The organism is Vespertiliibacter pulmonis, from assembly GCF_013377275.1.
Classification (GTDB): domain Bacteria; phylum Pseudomonadota; class Gammaproteobacteria; order Enterobacterales; family Pasteurellaceae; genus Vespertiliibacter; species Vespertiliibacter pulmonis.
The window spans coordinates 1,672,442-1,694,008 of the sequence record NZ_CP016615.1 but is presented as its reverse complement, the minus strand read 5'-3'; the positions used below and the strand labels follow the sequence as shown (position 1 = coordinate 1,694,008).

General features: G+C 35.2%; 20 protein-coding genes and 2 tRNA genes. 6 read left to right on the top strand and 16 right to left on the bottom strand.

Annotated elements, in window-relative coordinates; all coding sequences use genetic code 11:
- Positions 1–41: 41 nt before the first annotated feature.
- From lapB to hisC, 14 genes are all read right to left on the bottom strand, one after another.
- Positions 42–1,232 carry a lipopolysaccharide assembly protein LapB gene (gene lapB, locus A6B43_RS08185; RefSeq protein ID WP_124210481.1) on the bottom strand — a complete coding sequence of 397 codons (1,191 nt, stop codon included), beginning with the start codon at positions 1,230–1,232 and terminating at the stop codon, positions 42–44.
- Positions 1,232–1,516, bottom strand: a complete 285-nt coding sequence (locus A6B43_RS08180; protein WP_124210480.1) for a LapA family protein — start codon at positions 1,514–1,516, stop codon at positions 1,232–1,234. Before A6B43_RS08180 ends, lapB begins: the two co-directional genes overlap by 1 nt.
- Positions 1,517–1,549: 33 nt before the next feature.
- On the bottom strand, positions 1,550–1,828 hold the full coding sequence (locus A6B43_RS08175; RefSeq protein WP_124211012.1) for an integration host factor subunit beta: 279 nt from the start codon (positions 1,826–1,828) through the stop codon (positions 1,550–1,552).
- 66 nt (positions 1,829–1,894) lie between these two features.
- Positions 1,895–3,562 (bottom strand): 30S ribosomal protein S1, encoded by a 1,668-nt coding sequence (rpsA, locus tag A6B43_RS08170; RefSeq protein WP_124210479.1) that lies wholly within the window; start codon positions 3,560–3,562, stop codon positions 1,895–1,897.
- A gap of 97 nt (positions 3,563–3,659) precedes the next feature.
- Entirely contained in the window at positions 3,660–4,328 is a 669-nt protein-coding gene (gene cmk / locus A6B43_RS08165) for a (d)CMP kinase (protein WP_124210478.1), read from the bottom strand.
- A gap of 24 nt (positions 4,329–4,352) precedes the next feature.
- Positions 4,353–5,234: a VirK/YbjX family protein gene (locus A6B43_RS08160; protein ID WP_237306882.1), complete on the bottom strand. Its 882-nt coding sequence runs from the start codon at positions 5,232–5,234 to the stop codon at positions 4,353–4,355.
- A gap of 4 nt (positions 5,235–5,238) precedes the next feature.
- Positions 5,239–6,276 carry an outer membrane-stress sensor serine endopeptidase DegS gene (gene degS / locus A6B43_RS08155; RefSeq protein ID WP_124210477.1) on the bottom strand — a complete coding sequence of 346 codons (1,038 nt, stop codon included), beginning with the start codon at positions 6,274–6,276 and terminating at the stop codon, positions 5,239–5,241.
- A 70-nt stretch (positions 6,277–6,346) separates the two neighbouring features.
- Positions 6,347–7,234: a UTP--glucose-1-phosphate uridylyltransferase GalU gene (gene galU, locus A6B43_RS08150; RefSeq protein WP_124210476.1), complete on the bottom strand. Its 888-nt coding sequence runs from the start codon at positions 7,232–7,234 to the stop codon at positions 6,347–6,349.
- A gap of 73 nt (positions 7,235–7,307) precedes the next feature.
- Entirely contained in the window at positions 7,308–8,672 is a 1,365-nt protein-coding gene (locus A6B43_RS08145) for a phosphohexomutase domain-containing protein (RefSeq protein WP_124210475.1), read from the bottom strand.
- Positions 8,673–8,708: 36 nt separating this feature from the next.
- A complete protein-coding gene (gene csrA / locus A6B43_RS08140; protein WP_124210474.1) occupies positions 8,709–8,888 on the bottom strand; it encodes a carbon storage regulator CsrA in 180 nt (59 codons plus the stop codon).
- Positions 8,889–8,948: 60 nt separating this feature from the next.
- Positions 8,949–11,573 (bottom strand): alanine--tRNA ligase, encoded by a 2,625-nt coding sequence (gene alaS, locus A6B43_RS08135; RefSeq protein WP_124210473.1) that lies wholly within the window; start codon positions 11,571–11,573, stop codon positions 8,949–8,951.
- Between the two features lie 177 nt (positions 11,574–11,750).
- Positions 11,751–12,176, bottom strand: coding sequence for a universal stress protein (locus A6B43_RS08130; protein WP_124210472.1), 426 nt, complete (start codon positions 12,174–12,176; stop codon positions 11,751–11,753).
- Positions 12,177–12,288: 112 nt separating this feature from the next.
- Positions 12,289–13,593: a 3-phosphoshikimate 1-carboxyvinyltransferase gene (gene aroA / locus A6B43_RS08125; protein ID WP_124210471.1), complete on the bottom strand. Its 1,305-nt coding sequence runs from the start codon at positions 13,591–13,593 to the stop codon at positions 12,289–12,291.
- 51 nt (positions 13,594–13,644) lie between these two features.
- On the bottom strand, positions 13,645–14,739 hold the full coding sequence (hisC, locus tag A6B43_RS08120; protein ID WP_124210470.1) for a histidinol-phosphate transaminase: 1,095 nt from the start codon (positions 14,737–14,739) through the stop codon (positions 13,645–13,647).
- Between the two features lie 407 nt (positions 14,740–15,146).
- Here hisC and A6B43_RS08115 point away from each other — a divergent pair, with 407 nt between their 5' ends.
- Positions 15,147–15,290, top strand: coding sequence for a hypothetical protein (locus tag A6B43_RS08115; protein ID WP_170152415.1), 144 nt, complete (start codon positions 15,147–15,149; stop codon positions 15,288–15,290).
- Positions 15,291–15,354: 64 nt separating this feature from the next.
- On the opposite strand, the gene A6B43_RS08110 is transcribed toward A6B43_RS08115, so the two are convergent.
- Both A6B43_RS08110 and A6B43_RS08105 read right to left on the bottom strand, forming a co-directional pair.
- Positions 15,355–15,428, bottom strand: a tRNA-Cys gene (locus A6B43_RS08110).
- A gap of 10 nt (positions 15,429–15,438) precedes the next feature.
- Positions 15,439–15,514 (bottom strand) — tRNA-Gly (locus A6B43_RS08105).
- Positions 15,515–15,726: 212 nt separating this feature from the next.
- Here A6B43_RS08105 and efeO point away from each other — a divergent pair.
- The 5 genes from efeO (at position 15,727) to A6B43_RS08080 (ending at position 21,552) form a co-directional block, all read left to right on the top strand.
- Positions 15,727–16,539: an iron uptake system protein EfeO gene (gene efeO / locus A6B43_RS08100; RefSeq protein WP_124210469.1), complete on the top strand. Its 813-nt coding sequence runs from the start codon at positions 15,727–15,729 to the stop codon at positions 16,537–16,539.
- A 10-nt stretch (positions 16,540–16,549) separates the two neighbouring features.
- The gene (gene efeB / locus A6B43_RS08095; protein WP_124210468.1) at positions 16,550–17,749 is read left to right on the top strand and encodes an iron uptake transporter deferrochelatase/peroxidase subunit; all 1,200 of its coding nucleotides are present in this window, start codon (positions 16,550–16,552) and stop codon (positions 17,747–17,749) included.
- Positions 17,706–19,427: an FTR1 family iron permease gene (locus A6B43_RS08090; protein ID WP_124210467.1), complete on the top strand. Its 1,722-nt coding sequence runs from the start codon at positions 17,706–17,708 to the stop codon at positions 19,425–19,427. The genes efeB and A6B43_RS08090 overlap by 44 nt, the downstream gene beginning before the upstream one ends.
- A gap of 183 nt (positions 19,428–19,610) precedes the next feature.
- Positions 19,611–21,074 carry an IMP dehydrogenase gene (guaB, locus tag A6B43_RS08085; RefSeq protein WP_124210466.1) on the top strand — a complete coding sequence of 488 codons (1,464 nt, stop codon included), beginning with the start codon at positions 19,611–19,613 and terminating at the stop codon, positions 21,072–21,074.
- A gap of 43 nt (positions 21,075–21,117) precedes the next feature.
- Positions 21,118–21,552, top strand: coding sequence for a hypothetical protein (locus A6B43_RS08080; protein ID WP_124210465.1), 435 nt, complete (start codon positions 21,118–21,120; stop codon positions 21,550–21,552).
- Positions 21,553–21,567: the final 15 nt, after the last annotated feature.

Here is a 21,567-nt window from a genome sequence, read left to right as displayed (position 1 = left end):
TACAAAACGGTATAATTACTTATATTAAAGAAAATTTAGTATTACACTTCAGTAATACTATAAATCGGTTTAATTGTTTCCCATTGTCGGCAAGACGGACAATACCAAGTTAAGCGATAGCTTTTATAGCCACAATGAATACATTGATAATGAAAACTCTTTTTAATACGATCACCAACCATATTATGTAAGAGTATTAAACTTTCTTTTCCTCGTCCATTTTCTGCTTCAGCCATTTGATAATAAATAAAACGGTGAAACGTAATCATATTAGGAAATTGGCGAATTTGCTGATATAACCGAGTTTGTGCCGCTTCTATACCATCTTTTTTTTCTATTAACTCAGCTAAAGCCAGATCAACGCTACTATTATGTTTAATTTGATTTGCTTTTATCAGAAATAGCTCAAATTGCTCCATTTGATTAAGATGTTTATAGCACTCGCCGATGTGAGAGATAACTTCACTAATATAATCCGGATCTTGTGTCAAAACCGCTTCAAAAAATGGTAAAGCTTGCAAAAATTGCTGATGGTGGAAATAAAACTCACCCAATAATATTGAAGCTCTTGCACAATCGGGAGAATATTCCAAAGCTTTATAAACTGTATTTATAAATGCATTATCATCATTTTTTATAGTTTGAGCATATTCACAATAAAAATGGGAAAGGGCTTTAGTCTCTGAATCAGGCGAGATTTTTAGCAATTTTTCTGCAACATTAATAACCTTTTTCCATTCTCTCATTTTTTGGTAAATGGTAATTAATTGAGCTAAAGAATGTTTAGCAAATTCAGGCTCATCAAGTAGTGTAATGTAGTAATTTTCTGCCCGATCATAAAAACCTGCTGCCATAAAATCTCGTGCTAAATGTTGTTTAGCAAGTAGGTTTTGTTCAAATGAATAATTTTGTAGGTCATTGACTAGCGCTTGATGAATACGTAATGCACGATCAACTTCACCTCGGGATAGAAAAAGATCACCTAATGTGAGTTCTGCTTCAAATTGTGATTCAGCTGCAATTTGATTTTTTGATTCTTGAGTTTGTAACATAGATAAAAAGAGATCAACAGCCTTTTCTTGTTGATTGGAAAGCAATAAATTTAATCCTGTTACATAATCTCGTGAAAAGATATTGTTGGTTCGCTCTTGATCTTTTTTTGCACTTCTCTGCCCCATATACCAACCATATAATGCCGCAATAGGTAGAAGCAGGAACAGCAGTTCAAGCATTATTCAGCCTTTGGTAAGGTTAATTCATTAATTTTTTGCATTTGACGTTTAACACGACGATTAAGTGCAATATTCTGTAATTTAAGCTTAAGATAAAAGAAACCTGTGATGAGCCAACCTAAAATTAGACCAAATCCAAATAAAATAGCAACTAAAGTAGATAATCTAAATTCACTTTTTGCAATAACATAATTAAATGTAATCAATTGATCGTTATTTGCACCAATAGTTATAGCCACAATAACAATAGCAAGTGCGATAATAAGTCCGAAAATATATTTCATAATGATTTCTCCATACTTTAAAGGGGTAAGTAGTTAGTGGTTCACACTCTCTTTTAATTTTTTACCTGCTTTAAAATGAGGTACATATTTTGATACAAGTTGAACATTTTCACCCGTTTTAGGATTACGACCTATACGAGATTGTCTAAAATGTAAAGAAAAACTACCAAATCCTCTAACTTCTATACGCTCCCCCTTTTCTAAGGTTCGCATAATTTGTTCAAGAATTTCTTTAACGCCATCTTCGACTAATTTGATAGGCAATGATTGATTTCTTGAGACTAATTGTTCAATAAGCTCTGATTTCGTCATCATTTCTCCTTAGATATAACAAGCGGATATGAAATCCATATCCGCTTAATTTAAAAGACTAAATTATTATTCGCCTTTTGCAGCTTTAAATGCTTCAGCCATCGCATTTGGAATTGCTTCTTCTTTCTTGTTTACTTGTGCAATCGCAGCTGTTTCCTCTGCTTCATCTTTCGCACGAACAGAAAGATTAACAATACGTGCTTTACGATCAACACCAGTATATTTCGCTTCAAGCTCATCACCTACATTGATAACGGTTGTGATATCTTCAACGCGATCACGAGTTGCTTCAGCTGCACGTACATAGCCTTCTACGCCATCTGCTAATTCAACTTTTACACCTTTTCCATCAATTTCAACAACTTTGCCTGTTAAGATTGCACCTTTTTTCGTGCTATCAACAAAGTTTGTAAAAGGATCAGAATCTAATTGTTTGATACCTAAAGAAATACGTTCTTTCACTGCATCTACTTGTAAAACAACAGCTTCTACTTCATCGCCTTTTTTATAGTTACGAACAGCTTCTTCACCAGACATATTCCAAGAGATGTCAGATAAGTGAACTAAACCATCAATACCACCTTCTAAACCGATAAAGATACCAAAGTCAGTGATTGATTTGATCTTACCTTTCACTTTATCATTTTTACTATGAGTTTCTGCGAAGTGATCCCATGGATTAGGTTTACATTGTTTTAAACCTAATGAAATACGACGACGTTCTTCATCAACTTCAAGTACCATAACTTCAACAACATCACCAACATTAACAACTTTAGAAGGATGAACATTTTTGTTAGTCCAATCCATTTCTGAAACGTGTACTAAACCTTCAACACCATCTAAAATTTCAACGAAACAGCCGTAATCTGTTAAGTTAGTTACTTTACCAGTTAATTTGCTATTTACTGGGTGATTTTGTGCAATCGCAACCCAAGGATCTTGACCTAATTGTTTTAATCCTAAAGATACACGAGTACGTTCTTTATCAAATTTTAATACTTTAACAGTAACTTCATCACCAACATTCACCACTTCACTTGGGTGTTTAACACGTTTCCATGCCATATCAGTGATATGTAATAAACCATCAACGCCACCTAAATCAACGAAAGCACCGTAGTCAGTTAAGTTTTTAACTGTACCTTTTACTTCGGAGCCTTCAACTAAGTTAGCTAATACTTCTTCACGATCTTGACTACTTACTGATTCAATAACAGCACGACGAGAAACAACAACGTTATTACGTTTTTGATCGAGTTTAATTACTTTAAATTCTAATTCTTGACCTTCAAGATTCAATGAATCACGTACTGGACGTGTATCAACTAATGAACCTGGTAAGAATGCACGAACACCGTTTAACTCAACAGTGAAGCCACCTTTTACTTTACCGTTTACTAAACCAACAACGGTTGCTTGTTCTTCAAACGCTTTTTCTAATGCAGCCCAAGACTCATTACGTTTAGCTTTTTCACGAGAAAGTTTAGTCTCACCGAAACCATCTTCTACTGCATCAAGTGCAACATCAACAATATCGCCAACTTGAACTTCAAGTTCGCCTTGTGCGTTGAAAAACTCTTCAGCAGGGATTGCAGATTCTGATTTTAAACCAGCATCTACGAATACAAGGCCTTTTTGGATTTTAACCACAGTACCTTTAATAATAGAACCTAAACGGGTTTCTTGACCTTTTAGTGATTCTTCAAATAGTTGAGCAAAAGATTCAGTCATAATTTAATCTTCTTTTATAAAAATAAAACGTCCACTTATTTCCATTTAAGTGGGGTTGATGATAAAAGTCTAATAAATCCGTTATTAGACAAATAAATTACATTTTGGCGTTGATATGTTCCAAAGCTTGTATAATTACTTCTTCAATAGAAAGTTTCGTTGAATCTAAAATTAAAGCATCTTCTGCTGGAACGAGCGGTGCAATCGTACGATTTCTATCACGATAATCACGCTCTTTTATCTCGGCTAAGATCTCGTCAAAGTTAGCATTAAATCCTTTTTCTTGCAACTGTTTTACACGTCTTTTTGTACGCTCTTCTGCAGTTGCATCTAAAAACAACTTTACTTGAGCATTTGGAAAAACAATCGTTCCCATGTCTCTGCCATCAGCAATTAATCCATTCTTAGTGCTAAAGTCTCGTTGTCGTTGTAATAATGCTTCACGAACTAAAGGGAAAGTAGCTATTTTAGAGGCATTTTGCCCAGCTTCAGCTGTCCGAATTTGGTTGCCCACATTTTCACCATCTAAAATAACATTAACTTCATTATTTTCGGAAATAAAAGCGACATCTAAATGACGTCCTAATTCAGAAAGCTCTAGCTCATTATCAAAAGCAATTCCTTTTTTTATGGCAGCTAAAGCTAAAATACGATAAATTGCACCAGAATCTAAAAAATCAAATTTTAACTGTTTTGCTAAAGCATGACATAGCGTTCCTTTACCTGCACCACTTGGGCCATCTACGGTTATTACAATTCCTTTCATTATTCTTACCTAATTCATAGACTCTTAAGATTTAATTTGCATAAAAATATGAATATTTTCTGCCATTTTATCTAACATATCATACCGCTTGCGATACATTGATCGTTTTTTACTGGCAATACTTTCTAACGATTTTCGTTCAATTTCAAGGGGAATTCGCCAATAGCCATTAATTAATTTTGCATTATTTTCTTGCCAAAATGTATCATAATTAAAGAGCATATAGCTCGAATCATTCCAACGATATTTTGCATGAGCTTTATGAGGAATACCAATTAATGCTGTTCCCCACTCTTGACTTAGTAATTTAAAGCCAATAACAAGTAAGTACATTGGGCGAATACCGTGTAACGCTTTTGTTAATAATTTAATTTGTTCTTGTGCATCATCACTATTTGGGCCTTGAATAGACGCAATCAATAAATTATTATCTTTTAAAAATGTAAAAGACGCATCATAAAAACTTCTTCCTTCCTGATTTTGGATATTAATCGAGAAAAAGCCTTCAAAAGGATCAATCTTATTAATATTTAAATTAAGTGAATATTCATCGGTTAATTGTGCTAAAACAATACTTTGTTGTTCAATTAATTTTTGCCAATGAGTATTTGGCATTTTATGGCTCGATAGCTCAAAATGCTGAATAATTGCCTCAACACGTTGTTGTCGATTAAAACGATTATCACAATATTTTGCAAGTAACGCATTAAAACGATAAGGTGTTTGTTTAAAGATATCATTCCATTGTGTATTTTGATTAAGATAATTAATTAATTGATTGATTTGTGATCGAGATACCAATGAACGGAAATGATACCGAACATAATCTCGAATATGTTTATCTATTTTACGCCGTGCTGTTACTGGATGCATTTCACGGTAAGTTGCAAATTTTATTGAGTTCATTTAATTAATCTGGAAATTCCGAAATAGTAACTTTAAATTCTAGTTGTTTGTTTTGACGAGCAACAAGTACCTTTACTGTTTTATTCGGCGGTAAATCAGCAATGGCATTCATCATTTGCTCAGGGCTTTCAGCTTCAATATTACCTACTTTTAAGATCAAATCACCTGCTAAAATACCAGCTTTATCTGCTGGACCATTTTCTGCAACACCAGTGATTAGCACGCCTTTTTCACCCAATCCTAACTGTTTTGCTGTATAAAAAAGTGAGCTATTTACACCAAAATACCCTCGAATTACTCGTCCATCTTTGATAATTTTTTGCATTACATTATTGGCTAAACCAATCGGAATTGCAAAATTAAGTCCTTCAGCTAATTCATCACTATTTTTACCTAAACTTAATGTATTTATACCAATTAATTCACCCACAGAGTTAACCAATGCGCCTCCAGAGTTACCTTTATTAATCGAGGCATCAGTTTGGAGAAAATTTTGACGACCAGCTTCAGACAAAGCATTACGTCCAGTGGCACTAATAATACCTTGAGTAATACTCTGCCCTAAATTCAGCGGGTTTCCAATTGCAAGAACAACATCACCAATTTGAACAGGCCTATTATTTTGCGGGATTGTTGGAAGGTTTTCTGCTTCAATTTTTAATACAGCTAAATCCGTCAAGTTATCCGAACCAACTAGAATTGCATTAAAAATTGCCCCTGATTGTAAAGCAACAATAATTTGGTCAGCATTTTGAATAACGTGTTTATTCGTTAATATATATCCTGACTTAGTCATAATAACGCCTGAACCAAGGTTATTTACAGTTAATTCTTGTGATGTTTGGCGACCAGTAACGTCAAAGGCTTGATTGTAAACATTCACAACAGCAGGTGAAGCAATTTTCACTGCATTATGGTAGCTGATAATATTTTCTTGGAAAAAAGAATGCGCTTGCTTGTTTACAAGGGGTACAATATACAAAATTAATCCTGCACAAAAAAGCCCAAAAACGACTGCTTGTACAATATTTCTTATTTTCATTTTGTTATATTCAACCTATGTAAATTTATTGTTTCAATAAAATTAGGTGTAACTAGTACACCCTATTTTATTAAAGATTTTTTGCTAATTTTTTCAAATATGTTTTAAACTTTTCACCAAATTTATTATGATTTAAACTATACTCTACGAATGCTTCCATATAGCCTAATTTATCACCACAATCAAAAGTTTTACCTGTCATATGAAAAGCCTCAACATCTTCTTGTAAAATTAACATATCAATAGCATCAGTTAATTGAATCTCATCACCTACACCAACAGGCGTTTTAGCTAAAAGTTCCCAAATAGCAGATGAAAATACATAACGACCTACAACAGCGAAATTTGATGGAGCATCTTCAATAGATGGTTTTTCAATAATATTCACAATTTTAGCCGTTCCTGCTGGTTGTAAATCAACACCTTGACAGTCTACGACACCGTAACTACTCACATCTTCTTTAGCAACGGGGGCAACCATAATTTGACTATTACCTGTTTCTTTAAAACGGCTAATCATTGCTGATAAATTTTCTGTTTTTTGATCGGCGGTAAAATCAGCTAATAATACATCAGGTAAAACCACAGCAAAAGATTCATTACCAACTAATGCTTTACCACATAATACTGCATGGCCTAAGCCTTTTGCTTGGCCTTGACGAACATGCATAATAGTAACATCTTTAGGTACAATAGAACGAACTTCATCAAGTAACTGTCTTTTTACACGTTTTTCAAGCATTGTTTCTAGTTCGAACGATGTGTCAAAATGATTTTCTATGGCATTTTTAGATGAATGGGTAACAAGTACAATTTCTTTAATTCCTGCAGCTACACATTCATTAACAATATATTGAATTAATGGCTTATCTGCAATCGTTAACATTTCTTTTGGAATGGCTTTAGTTGCAGGTAGCATTCGAGTTCCAAGCCCAGCAACAGGAATAATTACTTTCATATAAAATCCTTAATAAAATAATAAAATTAGACCGCTATTATACAAGCGGTCTAATATTTGCTAAATTTTGCAATTATTGGCGAAGTAATGCAAGTATTTCATCTGTTTTTTGTTGCATTAATATCTTATCACCTTTTGTTTCCAGGTTTAAACGAACAACAGGCTCAGTATTTGAACTACGTAAATTGAAACGCCAATTTTCAAATTCAATACTAATTCCATCTAATGTTTCAACGGATTTGGCATCTGTTTTATAAGTATTAAGCACACGTTCAATAGCTACCTTCGCATTAGGTAATTTACTATTAATTTCACCTGGCGATGGGAATTTATCCAAACGCTCACCCACTAATTCACTCAACGTCTTACCAGTAGTACATAACAATTCTAATGTCAATAACCATGGAATCATACCACTATCACAGTAGAAAAAATCACGGAAATAGTGATGCGCACTCATTTCCCCACCATAAATAGCATCAACAGCACGCATTTTTTCTTTGATAAATGAATGCCCCGATTTAGACATGATAGCTTCACCGCCTGATTCTTTCACCAATTCTTCAGTATTCCAAATAAGGCGTGGATCATAAATAATTTTTGCTCCTGGATTTTTTTGCAAAAATGCTTGGGAAAGTAAACCAACAATATAATAGCCTTCAATAAAATTCGCTTTTTCATCAAATAAAAAACAGCGGTCAAAATCGCCATCAAAGGCAATTCCCATATCTGCATGATGAGCTAATACTGCATCAATCGAATCTTGACGATTTTCGTGTAAAATAGGATTAGGAATACCATTTGGAAAGTTACCATCTGGATTGTTATGTATTTTAACAAATGTAATAGGCACATTATGTGCTTTAAATTGAGCTTCAATCGCATCAATCACTTTTCCTGCAGCACCATTCCCTGAATTAATTACTAATGTTTTAGGAGTCAGGTTGGATAAATTAATATAAGACAGTAAATGATTAATGTAATCATCCAAGACACTTTTTTGAGTATAAATACCTCGTTGAGCAACTGTTGGAAAATTATTTTCTTCAGCTAAACGTTGAATATCTGCAAGCCCACTTTCTGCACTAATTGGGCGAGAGCCTGCACGAACTAATTTCATACCATTATAATCCATTGGATTATGGCTTGCGGTAACTTCAATTCCTCCATCTGCATTCAAAAATGAAGTGGCAAAATAAACTTCTTCTGTTCCTGTTTGACCGAGATCGATAACATTGACGCCCGCATCTAACAATCCATTTGTTACTGCGCTTTTTAATTCATTACTAGTTAAACGAACATCGCCACCAACAACAATGTTTTTAGGCTTTAAAAATTGACCAAACGCACGACCAATACGGTATGCAATATCGGCATTTAATTCTGTACCTAATTGCCCACGAATATCATAGGCTTTAAAACAATGTAATTTTCCCATAATCATTTCCTTATTTTTAATAGGATCCTTGAGTTTCTAGTTATCTGAGTTTTCTGATGCTTTAATTCGTTGGTAAATTTCTTCACGATGTACTGAAATTTCTTTAGGGGCTTTTACACCGAGTTTTACTTGGCTTCCACGAACACTCAATACCGTAATTTCTACATCATCACCGATAAGTAGACTTTCACCAATTTTACGCGTCAAAATCAGCATAACTTTTCTCCTATTTTTATTTGCAAGGTAAATAAAATTATCTACCTTGCATTTTTATCATTAAAGTTTTTCTTGAATCCAATTCATTGCGAGATTTAATGCTTCTGGAATACATTCTGGCTGTGAACCCCCAGCCATTGCCATATCTGCACGGCCGCCACCTTTACCACCAACCGCATTTGCCATTACTCCAACTAATTCATTTGCCTTTAATTGTTTGGTTAAATCATCTGTGACACTTACAATTAAATTCACCTTATCATTAGATTGTGTTGCAAATGCAATAACAGCAGAACCCAATTGATTTTTCAGATCATCAGCCATTGTTCTTAATGCTTTAGCTTCTACATTATCTAAATGTTGAACAAGTACATTAACACCCTTAATTTTTTGCACTTGTTTGACTAATTCATTACTCATCTCACTGGCTAATTTTTCTTTAAGTTGTCCCAGCTCTTTCTCCGTTTTTTTATTTTTCTCTTGTAATTGTTGAATTTTTTCTACTAGGCTAGTGCTATCCGCTTTCAATAATTCAGCACTTTGATTTAAAACTTGCTGCTGTTGATGTAACAGTGCAATTGCATTTTCACCCGTAACCGCTTCAATACGACGCACTCCTGCAGCTACTGCACTTTCAGCAATACATTTAAATAACCCAATCTCGCCTGTTTGTTTAACATGAGTACCGCCACAAAGCTCAATCGAAAAATTATCCATGCCTACAACACGGACTTGATCACCATATTTTTCACCAAATAACGCCATTGCGCCTTGCTGTTTTGCAGATTCAATATCCATAATATTGGTTGTAACTATAATATTTTCACGGATTTTTCGATTAATAATCCGCTCAATATCTTCTAATTGATTTTTAGTAATAGCTTCAGGTTGTGAAAAATCAAAACGTAATAAATTCTCAGAGACTAATGAGCCTTTCTGTGCAACATGATCACCTAGCACTTCACGCAAAGCAGAATGTAATAAATGCGTTGCACTATGATTTAATGTTATAGCGTTACGTCGTTGCGTATCTATTTGTGCAGAAATATGATCACCAACAGATAAATTACCAGAAACTAATTGCCCAATATGTCCAAAAACTTGTCCATATTTTTGAGTATCATTCACGATAAAATTACAAAAATCCGTTGTAATCTGACCGCTATCACCAACCTGTCCACCAGATTCACCATAAAATGGAGTTCTATCTAAAACAACTACGGCATTTTCGCCTGATTGAATAGACTGAACAGACTGCCCATTACTAAATAATGCAATAACAGTTGCATCAAATTCTGTGTGCTCATAGCCTTTAAATTCTGTTGAGCCTTCTACTTTAATTACACTATTATAATCAGCACCAAAATTACTATTTGCTTGAGCTCTTGCTCGCTGAGCCTGCATTTCACGTTCAAAGCCAACTTCATCAATATTAATATTGCGTTCACGGCAAACATCAGCAGTTAAATCTAATGGAAAGCCGTAAGTATCATAAAGTTTAAAAGCAATTTCACCTGAAAGTTGATTATTTTGAACATTAACTAATTCACTTTCTAACAAGGCTAAACCACGTTCCAATGTACGAGCGAATTGATCTTCTTCAGCTTTTAATGTCTTTTCAATATGAGCTTGTTTTTCAGTAATAATTTTTCCTGCTTCTGCCATTACTTGAGCGAGCGTTGGAACAAGTTTATAGAAGAATGCAGATTTTGCCCCCAAAATATTCCCGTGCCGTACAGCTCGGCGAATAATTCGGCGTAACACATAACCTCGCCCTTCATTAGATGGTACAACGCCATCGGCAATTAAATAGGCACAAGAACGAATATGATCAGCAATCACTCGCAAAGATTTATTATCTAAATCTTTTACTGATAATAATTCAGCGATCGCTTTAATTAGTGTTTGGAAAATATCAATTTCATAATTTGAATTAACGTGTTGCAATACGGCACTAATACGCTCTAATCCCATACCTGTATCAACCGATGGTTTAGGCAATTTTTCCATCGTACCATCTGCTTGACGATTAAATTGCATAAATACCACGTTCCAAATTTCGATATAGCGATCCCCATCTTCTTCCGCAGAACCAGGGGGGCCACCCCAAATATGATCACCATGATCATAGAAAATTTCAGTACAAGGTCCACAAGGCCCAGTATCACCCATTTGCCAAAAATTATCAGAAGCATACGGTGCGCCTTTATTATCGCCAATACGAATAATACGATCTGCAGGAACGCCTACCTCATTATGCCAAATATCGTAAGCTTCATTATCTGTTTCATAAACGGTTACCCACAATTTTTCTTTCGGTAACCCGAGCCATTGTGGTGAAGTTAAATATTCCCAAGCAAATGAAATCGCTTCTTTTTTGAAATAATCACCAAAACTAAAATTCCCAAGCATTTCAAAAAAAGTGTGATGGCGTGCTGTATAACCTACGTTTTCTAAATCATTATGTTTACCGCCAGCACGAACACAACGTTGAGAACTGGTTGCTCTGCTATAACTACGTTTATCTATTCCCAAAAAAACATCTTTAAATTGGTTCATACCCGCATTAGTAAATAACAAAGTAGGGTCATTTTCAGGTATAAGTGAGCTACTTGGTACAATAGTATGGTTTTTAGTTTGGAAGAAATCCAAAAATGATTGTCTAATTTCAGAAGTTGTTTTCATTTGAATACTCTAAATATAAAAAAATGTGTAAAAACAGTAATTTATTTTTACAAATGGAATGGGAGTTATTCTACACATTTTTTTATCTATTTTGCTATTTTAAATAAACAATTTATAGAAATAGATAAAAAATTATCAACTGACCGCTTGTTATTATGGCAAGCGGTCAGATAAGCATTAATTATTGCTTAATGGCACAATTAACATATCAACTGAAATATTATTCATAACTTGGCGGGTAGATGAAATAAATTTGCTCCAAAAATCTTGATGATGCCCAGTAACCAATAAATCAATCTGATAATTTTCAATCGCATCCTCTAGTACTTGACTAAAATCACCGCTACCATTTAAATGCTCTGAGACAGGATAATCAACTTTTTTAGCCAATTCTTCTAGAGCTTTTTGTGTTTCGCCTGCAACTGAATCTTGAATTTCAGACATATTAATATCAATCAATCCCGTATACAGATCTGAAAAATTCACATCAACATGAATTAATGATAATTTTGCCCCATATTTTTCTGCAATTTTTGCACCTTTACGAAGTAAAGTAACACCTTCTTCAGAAAGATCTACTGCAACTAAAATATGTTTATACATAATAAGCTCCTTGAGTACAATATGATTAAATTTATATCAAGATACTACCATAACCTAAAAAACATTTGAAGTAATTATCAATTGCGGAATATATAGTATAAAAATCTATACGTTACCCAATTATCCGCTGACTAATCTGTTCAAATTGAGCAAAAAATGTTGGGAATGTTTTAGTCGTACATTTTGGATCTAAAATCGTAACCGCCGTTTCAGACAACGCTATTAACGCAAAACACATTGCCATGCGGTGATCATTGTAGGTTTCAATTTCTGCAAAGTTGAATTTATCTAATGCAAGCGGTTGGATTCGAATAAAATCTTGCCCTTCTTCCACCTCTGCTCCAATTTTGCGTAATTCCGTTGCCATTGCGTGTAATCGATCTGTTTCTTTCACTCGCCAATTATAGATATTACGGATTACCGTTTCTCCTTTTGCAAATAAAGCCGTTGTCGCAATAGTCATTGCAGCATCAGGAATATGATTCATATCCATATCAATACCTTGTAACTCAGCTTGTTCTGCTTGGATAAAATCCTCACCCCAAGTAATTTTGGCCCCCATTTTTTCCAGTACATTGGCAAATAAACAATCCCCTTGAATTGAATTTTTTCCAATCCCCGTAACTTTTACCTTCCCCTTAATTGCTCCAGCAGCCAAAAAATAAGAGGCGGAAGAAGCATCACCCTCAACTAAATAATGATTTGGCGAACGATAATATTGATCTCCTTTAACAATAAAACGTTGATATTGTCTATTTTCAACAGTAACACCAAAATCACTCATCATTGCTAAGGTAATATCAATATAAGGCTTAGAAACTAGATCACCAATAATCTCAATCTCCATATCACCTTCTGCAAGCGGTGCAGCCATCAACAACGCTGTTAAAAATTGCGAAGAAATGGACCCATCAATTTTAACGTTCCCTCCCATTAATCCCGTATTACGAATCGCAATAGGCGGATAGCCGTCATTTTCTAAATAACGAATATTTGCACCAATCTGACGTAAAGCATCAACAAGATGCAAAATCGGGCGTTCTTTCATTCGTGGTTCGCCTGTTAAAATCACCTCAGCTTCGCTTTTTCCTTTTAAACAAAGAGCCGCTGTTAAAGGTCGCATTGCTGTACCTGCATTCCCAACAAATAACGCTAATCCATTTTGAATATTAAAAGCACCACCAACTCCTTCTATTTCACAAACAGTTTTATCTTCTGAAAGTTGATAATTTACTCCAAGCTCTTTCAATGCATTCAACATATAACGAATATCATCGCTATCTAATAAATTTTTTACTTTAGTTGTACCCGCTGCTAACGCCGCTAATAATAAAGCTCGATTAGATAAGCTCTTTGAACCCGGTAAATGAACTTCACCGTCAACTTGAGTAATCGGATTTAAAATAAGTTTTTCCATATAAATATCATTCCAAATAAGCAAAGTATTGCTGAAATCTAACCGCTTGCATTAACCTAAAATAGTCGATAACGCATCAAAAAAACGGCTATTTTCCTCAGGTAATCCAATACTAACCCGTAAATGTGTTGGTAAACCATATACCGCTATTGGGCGAACAATCACACCCTGTGCTAATAATTTTTCATAAATAGGCAAAGTTGGTTGTTTGAGATCAACGGTAATAAAATTCGCTTTTGATGGAATATATGTCAATCCTTTTTCTACAAAAAACTGCTCATAACGAGCCATCTGCAAACGATTATTTTCCGCTACTTTTTTGATAAATTCATCATCTTGAAAAACAGCAATTGCCGCTGCCAATGCCAAACTGTTACAATTAAATGGCTGACGAACTCGGTTAAACAAATCCGTAATTTCACAATTTGAAATCATATAACCAATGCGTAAACCTGCTAAGCCATAGGCTTTTGACAAAGTACGACAAATTACCAAATTTGAATGTTGTTGCAAAAGTTGAAAAGAATCTACCCGCTCATCAGGTTGAGTAAATTCGGTATAGGCTTCATCTAACACAACCACCACATTTTTCGGCACTTTCGCTAAAAATTGAGCTAATTGTTGATGTGTTAAAAATGTCCCCGTAGGGTTATTTGGATTAGCAATATAAATGAGTTTTGTTTTTTTAGTAATTGCCTGCAAAAATGCGTCTAAGTCATGGCCATAGTCTTTTGCTGGTACAACAATCGACTTAGCATTTATTGCTTGAGCAACAAGAGGATATACAATAAATGCATATTGTGAAAAAATAACTTCTTCATTTTCTCCAACAAAAGTACGAGCAACAAGCTCTAACAAATCATTAGAACCATTCCCCAACGTAATTTGCTCAACAGCTACGCCCCATTTTTTTGCAATAACCTCTTTAAAATAGAATCCATTTGAATCAGGATAACGTGTTAATTCCGTTAATTGAGCTGTTATTGCTTGCTTTACAGTTTCAGGAAGTTCAAACGGATTTTCATTTGAAGCTAATTTAACGATATTCGTTACACCTAACTCACGTTCTAATTCTTCAATAGGTTTACCCGCTTGGTAAGGATAGAGAGCTTGGACGCCTTGATTGGCAAATGTAATGTATTGCATAATTGATCCTTTATTTTATCATTATTATGCAAAACACAATGCCATATTTGGTAAGTTTAGTAAATATAGACTCTAAATTAATCTATATAAATGTAATAGCCATTTGAAAATGGCTGAAGCAGATTTACTCTCCCATAATTTTAATATGTATATTACTTAAAGTATTTATTTTACAAAATAACCTCTAATATTAGATTGGATTCTTAACTAAACTCTTTATCAATGATGCGACTACTCGCTGAACTTGACGTAATTAAAACATATAGAGAACAGCTTAAATATATTTAATTTGTTCTCAAGATCCAGCAAAACCAAATAGCTATTACAAAACTCTTACCGTTCACTGAATTCGTTCAATTATTCGTACTTATAGCAGATATGAGTATTGAAAAAATACAGCTGAAAAAGTGCTTACTCATAAAATTGATGATGATCTTGGGGCAATCTATAATCGACACGATTATCTTAAACAATGTATTCCAGTAATTAGCCAATGGGAAAATTATTTAGAAGAATATGGACTGATTAAATATAAAACAATCACTTACTAATATGATTACTATTTTTATGAATTGAGTTGTTTTATTGTTTTGAACTGCTATGAATAGTGAATTATGGAGGCGTGTCCCGGAGTCGAACCGAGCTACATGGATTTGCAATCCAGTGCATAACCGCTTTGCTAACACGCCTAAAATTTAATGGAGCGGGAAACGAGGCTCGAACTCGCGACCCCGACCTTGGCAAGGTCGTGCTCTACCAACTGAGCTATTCCCGCATAAATAGGTTTTACTTAAAAACGTGGCACATTTTACGAAATTTATCTTTTCTGTCAAATTCTTTTTTTAAAATATTATTTAAATGGCTAAAAAAAGATCTTCATACCGTTTTTTCGTAAATTTAATTGCAATTTAAGAAAGATAAAGCTAATTTAACGCAAATAAATCTTATTTAGGATTATAATTTGAAAATTAACTTAAGGAGCTTTCTATGCAACTAAAATCACTTGCTATAACCGTCTCTAGCTTATTTCTAGCGACCTCTGTTTATGCTATTGATTTCTCAAAAGAAACACAAGCCTACAAAGCATTTGTTACAGCTCAGATTGATCAACTTGTAACAGATACCGAAAAATTTGTTGGTTATTTAAAAGCTGGGGATGTTCAGCAAGCAAAAAATATCTACCCAATTGCTCGAATGTACTATGAACGTTCTGAGCCAATTGCAGAAAGTTTTGGTGATTTGGACCCTCGTATTGATGCCCGTTTAGCTGATTTAACGGAAGAAGGAAAAACAGAAAAAGATTGGTCTGGCTTCCACAAAATTGAAAAAATACTTTGGGAACAAAATACAACCAAAGGTACTGAAGCTGTTGCAGATCAATTACTTAAAGACGTTAAAGAATTGCGTGCTAAAATTCCAACTGCAGAAGTTACTCCTGAACTGATGATTACAGGCTCAGTTGATTTGCTCAATGAAATCTCAACAACAAAAGTAACTGGTGAAGAGGACATTTTCTCTAAAACAGACTTATACGATTTTAAAGCAAATGTGGAAGGGGCAGAAAAAATCTATGAATTATTTAAACCTCAGCTTGAGAAAAAAGCACCTAAATTAGTCAAAGAAATTGCGGAACGTTTTGCTGAAGTGAATATGTTACTTGATAAGCACAATAGAGCAAAAGGCGGATATGATTATGTTGGCTACGACAAACTCTCGAAAGAAGAAATTAAAGCATTAGCTGAAGCAGTAAATAAATTAGGTGAACCCCTTGCACAAATAGGCGTATTACTTGATAAATAAGGATTTTCTGATGAGTAATCAACAACAAAATACACGTCGGGATTTTTTAAAACACGCAACATTGATTAGTGCTGGCTTAATCGCTAGCACTAGCAGTTATGCACTAACTCCACGTGAAACAACATCTAATTTACAATCTCACTCTTTTTATGGCTTACACCAACAAGGTGTTGCTACTCCATTACAAAAACATATTTATTTTATCGTTCTTGATTTACATACTAAAGAGATCGAAAAAATCAAAGAAATGTTTAAAATATGGACACAATATAGTGCAAATTTAACCTCAGGTAAAAATGTAAAACCTTATGGCAATAATCCTTATGTGCCGACAAATGATACAGGTGAAGCAGATAGTCTAAATCCACATAATCTCACCCTAACCTTTGGTATTAGCCCAACTTTTTTTGATAAATTAGGTATCCAAAAACTTAAACCTAGTCTGTTAAAAAATCTTCCTCACTTCCCTCGTGATCAATTACGTCCTCAATATGAACAAGGCGATATCTGTATTCAAGCTTGTGCGGATGATCCCCAAGTTGCATTTCACGCTATACGCAATTTAGTTCGAGTTGCTCGTTCACTTGTTACAATGCGTTGGAGCCAATCGGGCTTTAACTCTTTTGAAAATTCAGATACCCCTCGAAATTTATTTGGTTATCGAGATGGGACAGTAAACCCTAAAGCTGAAGAATTAAATAACGAAGTATGGTATCAAGGAAATGATTGGCTAAAAAATGGCACTTTTTTAGTCACAAGACGCATTCAAATGCACCTTGAAACTTGGGATAGAACTAACTTAGCAGGGCAAGAAGAAACATTTGGTCGCTACCGTGATTCAGGTGCAGCATTAGGAATGAAACACGAATTTGATCCTGTTGATTTAACCAAAACAGATGAAAACGGGAAACCACTGATTTCAGATGTGGCTCATATCAATCTGGCTAAACAAGCAAAAAGCCATATTCTTCGCCGTTCGTTCTCTTATGCAAGTGGCATTGATCCAACAACAGGGCAATTTGATGCAGGGCTATTATTTATTTCATTCCAAAAAGATCCCGATCAATTTATCAAAATTCAAAATAAATTAGGAAATATCGATAAAATGAATGAATACATCACTCATATTGGCAGTGGTTTATTTGCTTGTTTTGCAGGAGTAAAAGATGAAAATGATTACTTGGGTAAAGCCTTGTTTGATCAAATTTAACTACTTTCTTGCACTTTTTACGCTCAGCATAACGCTGAGCGTTTGTGCTTATGCGAAAGTTGAAACCAGTTCTCTTTTTGTACATCTCTCTGATGCAATGGAAGAAGTTAAAAAAGGTGAAATTACAAAATCTGAGCCTTATCTCACCGCTTTACAGCAAGAATTTGAAGCAATCCCTAGCCATAATTCTGATGCAGGAAAAGCAGTTAAATCGGCATTAGATGTAGCAACTACTAATACCTCTCTCCCTCATTTAGAACAGCTTGCCAAAGCACTCTATCTTTTTGAGAAAGAGCAAAATCCTGTTGATTATGCTCAACAACGACAAAAATTTGCTAAACGTGTCTTACCTATTTATCAGCAACTTGAGAATGCTATTTATTCTGCTGATCTAACGCAGATAGAAACGGTATTTAAACAATTTAATACGATTTGGTCTGCCAATGAAAAAGTAGTGCGGGAAACTAGCCTTGGTCATTATGGGCAAATTGAAACAGCAATGACATTATTACGCATCGCAATGCTGTCTGAACCTGCAAACTTTACGGAAATGCAAAAACAAGTGAGCGTTTTAGGAAATGCTTTAGCTGATTTCAAAGCGGGCAATGTGCTACAACCACAAGTCGCAAATAATGGAGCAGATGCTCCACAAACCTTACCCTCAGGGATTAAATTGCTTGAAAAAAGCTATGCCAAATTTGAAAATAATCAAATAGAGCAAGCAAAAGCTGATATTACCCTTTTTATTCAACAATGGCCTGTATTTGAAGGTGATGTTCGCACTCGTGATGGCGCTCTCTATACCCGAGTAGAAAGTGATCTTCCTGTTATTATGGTTAAAGGTAATGAACCTGCTAATATGCAAAAATTCCAAAAAATGATTGATGATCTCAATCACTTGGATATTACGGGTAGTTACGGCATTATAGATGCTATGCTAGTGCTATTAAGAGAAGGTGTTGAAGCCCTGCTCATTATAATGGCATTACTCACCACATTAAATGCGACCAACCAACCACGGGCAAAACGTTGGGTTTACGCAGGTGCAGGGCTTGGTTTAGGAGCGAGCATTATCGGAGCAGTAGCATTACAGCAGCTCTTTCCAGCTATTTCGGCAGGAACTCACCGTGAAGTTTTAGAAGGCGCGGTCGGTGTTATTGCTGTAGTCATTATGCTCTTTGTTGGAGCTTGGTTACATAGCAAATCATCAATGCAAGGCTGGAAAAAATTTATCGATAAAAAAGTCGCAAATGCTTTGGTAGCGGGCAGTTTAATCCCAATGCTTAGCCTAAGTTTTCTTTCTGTTTTTCGTGAAGGGGCAGAAACTATCCTGTTTTATGCAGGAATGTTACCACTAATTTCAACTCAAGATTTAATGATTGGACTAGGTTTAGCCATAGCTCTACTAGGCATTATTGCTTTAATAATGTCATTTTCGAGTAAACGGCTGCCAATGCACCGTCTATTTAAAGTGATGACCTTGCTTATCTATGGATTAGGCTTTAAAATTTTAGGGGTGAGTATTCATGCTTTACAGCTTACTCAAATAATTCCACGTCATTTGATTGATCTACCGAATATTGAAATCATTGGTTTCTACGCTTCACTTGAAGGAATCATTTCACAAATAATCTATTTAATATTAATCCCATTGATTGCAAAAATATTCAAGAATTAGACCGCTTGTATTGACAATACATTTGAGCTAATTGAGCAATCTACACATTTATAAAAAGTCAGAAAATAAACTTTCTGGCTTTTTATTTTTATACCTTTGTTGCAATTTACAAACTCACTTAACCTCTGTATAATCCGCTCGCAATTTTCCCATCTTAATTTTTCATAATAAAGGAATATTGTAATGCTACGAATTATCAAAGAAGCTCTTACATTTGACGATGTGCTTCTTGTCCCTGCACACTCTACCGTGCTACCTAATACCGCAAGTCTTAAAACTCAACTCACAAAAGAAATTACCCTTAATATCCCAATGCTTTCTGCTGCAATGGATACAGTGACAGAAACTAAGCTTGCTATTTCTCTTGCACAAGAAGGCGGTATTGGCTTTATTCATAAAAATATGACTATTGAGCGTCAGGCAGATCGTGTTCGTAAAGTGAAAAAATTTGAGAGTGGCATTGTGTCTGAACCAGTTACCGTTTCCCCCACTCTTACGCTTGCAGAATTAAGCGAAGTTGTAAAGAAAAGTGGGTTTGCAGGTTTCCCTGTTGTCGATAAAGAAGATAACTTAGTTGGCATTATCACAGGGCGAGATACACGTTTTATCTCTGATTTAAACAAAACAGTGGCTGATTTTATGACACCTAAAGAACGTTTAGTTACAGTCAAAGAAAATGCAAGCCGTGAAGAAATTTTCCACCTAATGCATGAACACCGCGTCGAAAAAGTGTTAGTCATTGATGATCACTTCAAGCTCAAAGGAATGATTACCTTAAAAGATTACCAAAAAGCTGAACAGAAACCGAACGCCTGTAAAGATGAATTTGGACGTTTACGTGTCGGTGCAGCAGTTGGTGCAGGACCAGGAAATGAAGAAAGAATTGAAGCATTAGTGAAAGCAGGGGTTGATGTATTGTTAATCGACTCTTCCCACGGACATTCTGAAGGCGTGTTACAACGTGTACGAGAAACCAGAGCAAAATACCCTACGCTACCGATTGTTGCAGGTAATGTTGCAACCGCTGAAGGTGCTATTGCCTTAGCCGATGCCGGCGCAAGTGCAGTAAAAGTCGGTATAGGTCCAGGTTCAATTTGTACCACTCGGATCGTAACAGGCGTCGGGGTTCCACAAATTACAGCAATTTCCGATGTATCGGAAGCACTAAAAGATCGTGGTATTCCTGTGATTGCTGACGGTGGTATTCGTTTCTCTGGTGATATTTCCAAAGCCATTGCGGCTGGAGCATCCTGTGTTATGGTTGGCTCAATGTTTGCAGGAACAGAAGAAGCGCCTGGTGAAATCGAACTCTATCAAGGGCGAGCCTATAAATCTTACCGAGGAATGGGGTCCCTTGGGGCAATGTCAAAAGGCTCAAGTGATCGTTATTTCCAATCAGACAATGCGGCAGATAAATTAGTTCCAGAAGGTATTGAAGGGCGAATTGCTTACAAAGGTTTCTTAAAAGAAATTATTCATCAGCAAATGGGCGGTTTACGTTCTTGTATGGGCCTAACGGGCTGTGCCACTATTGAAGAATTACGCACTAAAGCGCAATTTGTTCGTATTAGTGGTGCTGGCATTAAAGAAAGCCACGTTCATGATGTTACTATCACTAAAGAAGCTCCGAACTATCGGACTAACTAATTTTATTTTTCCCCCTTTATTAGGGGGATTTTATCGGACGCAAATGAAACCATTATTTTTAATTTCCACTACCCTTGTTCTAACAAGTTGTAGTACATCACTCAAATTTGTGGAAAAAGATCTCGCTCCAACAATGTATAAAGGCTACTGGGCAATGACCCCCGTTGAAGATATTCATCGGGTGATTAAATTTTATCCAACCGGTATGGTTAAAATTTACGATTACGAATGTATGCAAGATAGCTATCGTTTAAATACTACCGAAACAGTTTATTTACATAAAGAAAAGCCAAATACTTTTACCTTACTTGATGAAAAGAAAAAGCCCTTTGCTCACTTTATTATTAGTCAAGCCAATGCCCATCAATTTAAGGCTAAAGAGCAATTTATTGATCGCAAAATTGATCCACACATTTGGCATTTAAGCTATACTAACAGTATTGGTGCAAAGCCTATTTGTAGCCCTAATTTTTATTAACAAGCGGTAAGTTAT